This window comes from Stenotrophomonas maltophilia group sp. RNC7 (genome assembly GCF_030910085.1).
GTDB classification, from domain to species: domain Bacteria; phylum Pseudomonadota; class Gammaproteobacteria; order Xanthomonadales; family Xanthomonadaceae; genus Stenotrophomonas; species Stenotrophomonas sepilia.
The window spans coordinates 1-5,741 of the sequence record NZ_JAVFVN010000479.1; the positions used below are offsets into that span (position 1 = coordinate 1).

A 5,741-nucleotide genomic window follows, 5' to 3' on the forward strand; every position below is an offset into this window, starting at 1 on the left:
GCGGGCCGCGCGGGGGGGGGGGCGGCGGGCGCCTTCGCCTCCAACCCCGCGGGGCGCCGCCCCGCGGCCGCGGGGGGGCGGGGCCCGGCGCGCCCCCCCCCGCCGCTACCGGCAGGTCAGGCTTCCGGAACGAAGCCAGCCGGCTTCTCTGCGTCCTTCTCGAACAGGAACTTGACCAGTTCGCCTTCAAGGAACGCACGATGTTCCGGCGTGCGCGGCGACAGCCGGTTCTCGTTGATCAGCATGGTCTGGTGGGCCAGCCACGCGGCCCAGGCCTGCTTGCCGATGTTGTTGAAGATGCGCTGGCCCAGCTCGCCGGGGTAGGGCACGAAGTCCAGGCCCTCGGCATCGCGTTGTTCGTACTGGCAGAAGACGGTTCGGGGCATGGCACTCACTCGTGGTTGCGGGGTTTGCTGGAATTTCGTTTCGGCGTCTTGATCGTGGCGCCGTCGAGCAGTTTGCGGATCGGTGCCGGCAGGCCCAATGCGGGTAGCTCGTCGTTGGCGACCCAGCGCAGCGTGGGTTCTTCCACGCGCAGGCCGCGCACCTTCCGTGACAATACCTGCAGGTGCAGCCTGTAGTGGCTGAAGGTGTGCTGCAGCACCGGCAGTTCCTCCGCATCTTCCAGCGAGCCGTCGACATGTGCGTCGAACCAGTCCTGCAGGTCGCTGCCGGCCTCGGCCTGCGGCAGCGTCCACAGCTGCGCCCAGATGCCGGTGTCCGGCCGCTTCTGCAGCAGCACGCGCTGCTGGGCGTCGCGCAGCAGCAGTGCAACTGCTTCGCGTTCGGGCAGGGTCTTGCTGGGCTTGGGCGTGGGCAGTTCAGCGGTGCGGCCTTCGCGCCGCGCCACGCATGCGTCCTGCAGCGGGCAGATCACGCAGGCCGGCTTGGCCCGGCTGCATACCGTCGCCCCCAGGTCCATCTGCGCCTGGGTGTAATCGGCCATGCGCCCGGCCGACACCTGCGCGACGTGCGCCTCGGCAATCGCCCACAGTTGTTTCTCGATGGCCGGCAGGCCGGGAAAGCCGTCGATGCCGTGGTAGCGGCTGAGCACGCGCTTGACGTTGCCGTCGAGAATCGCGAACCGCTCGTTCCAGGCCTGGCTGAGGATCGCACCGGCGGTGCTGCGGCCGATGCCGGGCAGGGCATGCAATGCATCGAAGTCGCGCGGCAGGTCGCCGTCGTGCAGTTCCACGCAGCGCTTTGCCGCGGCATGCAGATTGCGTGCACGGGCGTAGTAGCCGAGCCCGGCCCACTGCGCCATCACTGCGTCATTGCTGGCGGCAGCGAGGTCGGGCAGGGTCGGGAAGTGCTGCAGGAACCGCTGGAAGTACGGGATGACCGTAGCCACCTGGGTCTGCTGCAGCATGATTTCCGACAGCCAGACCCGATAGGGGCTGCGCGGGTGCTGCCAGGGCAGGTCATGGCGACCGTGGTCGTCGAACCAGTGCAGCAGGCGGGCGACGAAGTCGTCTTCCTGGGCAGTGTCGGCGCTTGCGTGCGGCTGGCGGGGCATGAGTGTTCCGGAAGGAGGCAGCCACCCATGGGGTGGCTCTGCTTCGCCCTGGTGGAGCCACCCATGGGTGGCTGCACCAGATTGCGGTGGCTGCGCGATCTATCAGGCGCCCAATGCTTCGGGCAGCAGGGCGTCGACGAAGGCTTCCGGATCGAACACACGCAGGTCTTCCGGACGCTCGCCGATACCGGCGAAGCGGATCGGAATACCGAACTCGCGGGCCAGCGCGAACACCACGCCGCCCTTGGCGGTGCCGTCCAGCTTGGTCACCACCAGGCCGGTCACGTTCACTGCGGCATTGAACTGGCGCAGCTGCGACAGCGCGTTCTGGCCGGTGGTGCCGTCGATCACCATCAGCACTTCGTGCGGGGCGGTGGGGTCGATCTTGCCGAGCACGCGGCGGATCTTGCCCAGCTCGTTCATCAGCCCGGACTGGGTGTGCAGGCGGCCGGCGGTATCGGCGATCAGCACCGAGGTACCGCGGGCCTTGCCGGCCTGCAGCGCGTCGAATGCCACCGAAGCGGCATCGGCGTTCTGCCCCTGCGCGACCACGGCCACGCCGTTGCGCTCGCCCCAGGCCTGCAGCTGGGCCACGGCGGCGGCGCGGAAGGTATCGCCGGCAGCCAGCATCAGGCTGTGGCCGTCATCCTTGAAGCGCTTGGCCAGCTTGCCGATGGTGGTGGTCTTGCCGACGCCGTTGACGCCGACGGTGAGCACCACGAAGGGCTTGGCGTTGCGGTCGATCACCAGCGGCTTGGCCACCGGCTGCAGGATCGCGATCAGCTCGGCGCGCAGCGCGGCCAGCAGCGCATTGGCGTCGGCGAACTCGCGCGACTTCATGCGCTTGCGCAGGCCCTCGACCAGATCGGTGGTGGCGCCCACGCCGACGTCGGCGGTGATCAGGGCGGTTTCCAGTTCGTCCAGCAGATCGTCGTCGAGCTTGGGGTTGCGCGAGAACAGGCCGCCGAAGCTGCGCGCGATGACGCTGTTGCGCAGGCGTTCGCGCCAGCCGGGCTTGCCGGCGGGCGCCGGCGGGGCATCCACCAGCGCCGGCAGGTCGGTGGCCGGGGCGGTTGGTTCCTCGACCGGAATGACCGGAGCCAGAGGAGCCAGCACAGCGGCCGCAGCGAGCGCTTCAGCCTGGACGTCCTCGGACGCGGTGGCCGGCTGCGCAGCTGGCACGGCAGGCACTTCGGCGACGGGGGCCTGTACGGCGACGGTGGCCGGTTCCGGTGCCTTGGCTTCGACCACCGCGGCGGTGGGTGCGTCTTCGGCCGGGGCGGCCGACGGGAACGCCGCCGCCAGCTCTTCAGCCGAGTAGTGCTGGGTCTTGGGCGCCTCCGTGGTGGGGGCATCCTGGGGCTTCTTGCGGCGGAAAAAACTGAGCATTGGCAAAAGGCGCTGAAATCAGAGGGATATGCTACCACTCGGGCCTGTCGGGCCGATGTGGACTCAAGGTCGCGGCCGGCCGGCCGCTAACCGGTCCGGAGGGTTGCGCGGAGCGGCCCGGAGACCGCCATGAACAACGTGATGGGAATCGCCCTAGGCGGCATGCGTGCGGCCCAGCAGGGCGTGCAGGTGGCAGCGCACAACGTGGCCAATCTGGCGACCCCCGATGCGCAGCGCCTGCAGTTGCAGCGCGGTGCCACTGGACAGGGCGGGGTGCAGGCCTCGGTGACTGCCGCCGGCGCCGATGTCGGTGCACCGCTGGGAGATCTGCTGGCGGCGAAAGCCGAGGTAGTGGCCTTCGCCGCCAATGCCTCGGTGATCCGCCGCCAGGACCAGATGCTGGGCTCGCTGCTGGATCGCGAAGCCTGAACCCCCTCCGCAGGCGCGAACCGCCGCCCCTGGTGGGTGCCAACCTTGGTTGGCACGCTTTTGGGGCGCCAACCAAGGTTGGCCTCTACCAAGGCACCGCCGGGCCATGCCCGGCGACCACCGCCTCGATCAGGCCGACAGCTCCAGCAGCAGTTTGTTCAGGCGCGCCACGTAGGCGCCCGGGTCCTTCAGGCTGTCACCGGCGGCCAGTGCGGCCTGGTCGAACAGCACCCGGCCGAGGTCGTCGAAGCGCGCGCCATCGGCTTCGGCGTCGAGCTTGGCGATCAGCGGATGGCCCGGGTTGATCTCCAGCACCGGCTTGCTGTCCGGCACCTTCTGCCCGCTGGCTTCCAGGATCTGGCGCATCTGCAGGCCCAGGTCCTGCTCGCCGATGGCCAGCACCGCCGGCGAATCGGTCAGGCGGTGCGACACGCGCACCTCGGCCACTTCGTCACCCAGGACCGTCTTGAGCCGCTCGACCAGGCCCTGCTTGTCCTTTGCTGCAGCTTCCTGTGCCTGCTTGTCCGCATCGGTTTCCAGTGCGCCCAGGTCGAGATCGCCACGGGCGATGTCGACGAAGCCCTTACCGTCGAAATCGGTCAGGTAGCCCATCAGCCACTCGTCGATGCGGTCGGTCAGCAGCAGCACTTCCACGCCCTTCTTGCGGAACACTTCCAGGTGCGGGCTGTTGCGTACCTGGCTGTAGCTCTCGCCGGTGAGGTAGTAGATCTTGTCCTGGCCTTCGGTCATGCGGCCGATGTAATCGGCCAGCGACACGCTCTGCGCATCGCCGTCGCCGCGGGTGGAGGCGAAGCGCAGCAGGCCGGCCACCTTCTCGCGGTTGTTGTAGTCCTCGGCCGGGCCTTCCTTCAGCACCTGGCCGAACTCCTTCCAGAACGTGGCGTACTGCTCGGGCTTGTCGGTGGCCAGCTTCTCCAGCATGTCCAGCGAACGCTTGGTCAGCGCCGATTTCATCGAATCGATGACCGGGCCGGACTGCAGGATCTCGCGCGAGACGTTCAGCGACAGGTCGTTGGAATCGACCACGCCCTTGATGAAGCGCAGGTACAGCGGCAGGAACTGCTCTGCCTGGTCCATCACGAACACGCGCTGCACGTACAGTTTCAGGCCCTTGGGCGCATCGCGGTGGTACAGGTCGAACGGCGCGCGGCCGGGCACGTACAGCAGCGAGGTGTACTCCAGCTTGCCCTCGACCTTGTTGTGGCTCCACGCCAGCGGGTCGCTATGGTCGTGCGCTACGTGCTTGTAGAACTCGGTGTACTCGGCGTCGCTGATCTCGGTGCGCGGGCGGGTCCACAGCGCGCTGGCGCGGTTGACGGTCTCCCACTCGACGGCGGCGCCTTCTTCACCTTCCTTCGGCATCTGGATCGGCAGGCCGATATGGTCCGAGTACTTCTTGAGGATGCTGCGCAGGCGCCAGCCATCGGCGAAGTCGTGCTCGCCTTCCTTCAGGTGCAGCACGATGCGGGTACCGCGCTCGGCCTTGTCGACGGTGGCCACTTCGAAATCGCCTTCGCCACGCGAGCTCCAGCGCACGCCTTCGGCTGCAGCCAGGCCGGCGCGGCGCGAGGTCACTTCCACTTCGTCGGCGACGATGAAGGCGCTGTAGAAGCCGACGCCGAACTGGCCGATCAGCTGCGAATCCTTCTTCTGGTCGCCGGACAGCTGCCGCAGGAAGTCGCCGGTGCCGGACTTGGCGATGGTGCCGAGGTGGGCGATGGCTTCGGCGCGGCTCATGCCAATGCCGTTGTCTTCGATGGTGATGGTGTGGGCGGCGGCGTCGAAGCTGACGCGCACGCGCAGCTCGCTGTCGCCTTCCAGCAGCGCCGGCTGGGTCAGGGCCTCGAAGCGCAGCTTGTCGGCGGCGTCGGCAGCGTTGGAGACCAGCTCGCGCAGGAAGATTTCCTTGTTGGAGTACAGCGAGTGGATCATCAGCTGCAGCAGCTGCTTGACTTCGGTCTGGAAGCCAAGGGTTTCGGTCTGGGTGGTCTCGGTCATCGATAGGGCTCCATGTGCAATGCCGCGCCAGCGCGTGCGGCCTCGCCAAGGGGTAGGGATGATTGTCCCGAAATCAAGGGGTTGGTCGGCAGGGCTTGCAGCCCTGCACCTGCAGAGGCCGAAGCAACAGCAACAGCAATAGCAACAGCGGGCTATCCTTGGGATGGCGGGGTGGTGTGGGTTGGCAGGACACGCCGTAAACCCGTCCATGGGGGCTCGATGGCGCCATCCATGGCGCCAACGGTCCCAGCCCCACACCGCCCCACCTCCGACAGATTCCCGCTGCTGTGGGTAGGTGTCGACCTTGGTCGACACGGTAGATCCACGCCATGCGTGGATGCTCTTCGTTCAATCTTCGAAATACTCGATTTCGATGAAGATTCATCCA

5 protein-coding genes are annotated in these 5,741 nt (G+C 67.6%); 1 reads left to right on the plus strand and 4 read right to left on the minus strand.

The features are described 5' to 3' along the window. Positions 1 to 116: 116 nt before the first annotated feature. From RCF13_RS08925 to ftsY, 3 genes are all read right to left on the minus strand, one after another. Complete coding sequence (locus RCF13_RS08925) at positions 117 to 386, minus strand: oxidative damage protection protein (RefSeq protein WP_019661206.1); 270 nt, start codon at positions 384 to 386, stop codon at positions 117 to 119. Between the two features lie 5 nt (positions 387 to 391). Next, positions 392 to 1,516 (minus strand): A/G-specific adenine glycosylase, encoded by a 1,125-nt coding sequence (mutY, locus tag RCF13_RS08930; protein WP_134967726.1) that lies wholly within the window; start codon positions 1,514 to 1,516, stop codon positions 392 to 394. A 102-nt stretch (positions 1,517 to 1,618) separates the two neighbouring features. After that, positions 1,619 to 2,905, minus strand: a complete 1,287-nt coding sequence (gene ftsY / locus RCF13_RS08935) for a signal recognition particle-docking protein FtsY (protein ID WP_061477966.1) — start codon at positions 2,903 to 2,905, stop codon at positions 1,619 to 1,621. A gap of 129 nt (positions 2,906 to 3,034) precedes the next feature. Here ftsY and RCF13_RS08940 point away from each other — a divergent pair, with 129 nt between their 5' ends. Then, entirely contained in the window at positions 3,035 to 3,334 is a 300-nt protein-coding gene (locus RCF13_RS08940; RefSeq protein ID WP_061477965.1) for a hypothetical protein, read from the plus strand. Between the two features lie 129 nt (positions 3,335 to 3,463). Here RCF13_RS08940 and htpG read toward each other — a convergent pair whose 3' ends face one another. After that, positions 3,464 to 5,353, minus strand: coding sequence for a molecular chaperone HtpG (gene htpG / locus RCF13_RS08945; protein WP_134969011.1), 1,890 nt, complete (start codon positions 5,351 to 5,353; stop codon positions 3,464 to 3,466). Positions 5,354 to 5,741: the final 388 nt, after the last annotated feature.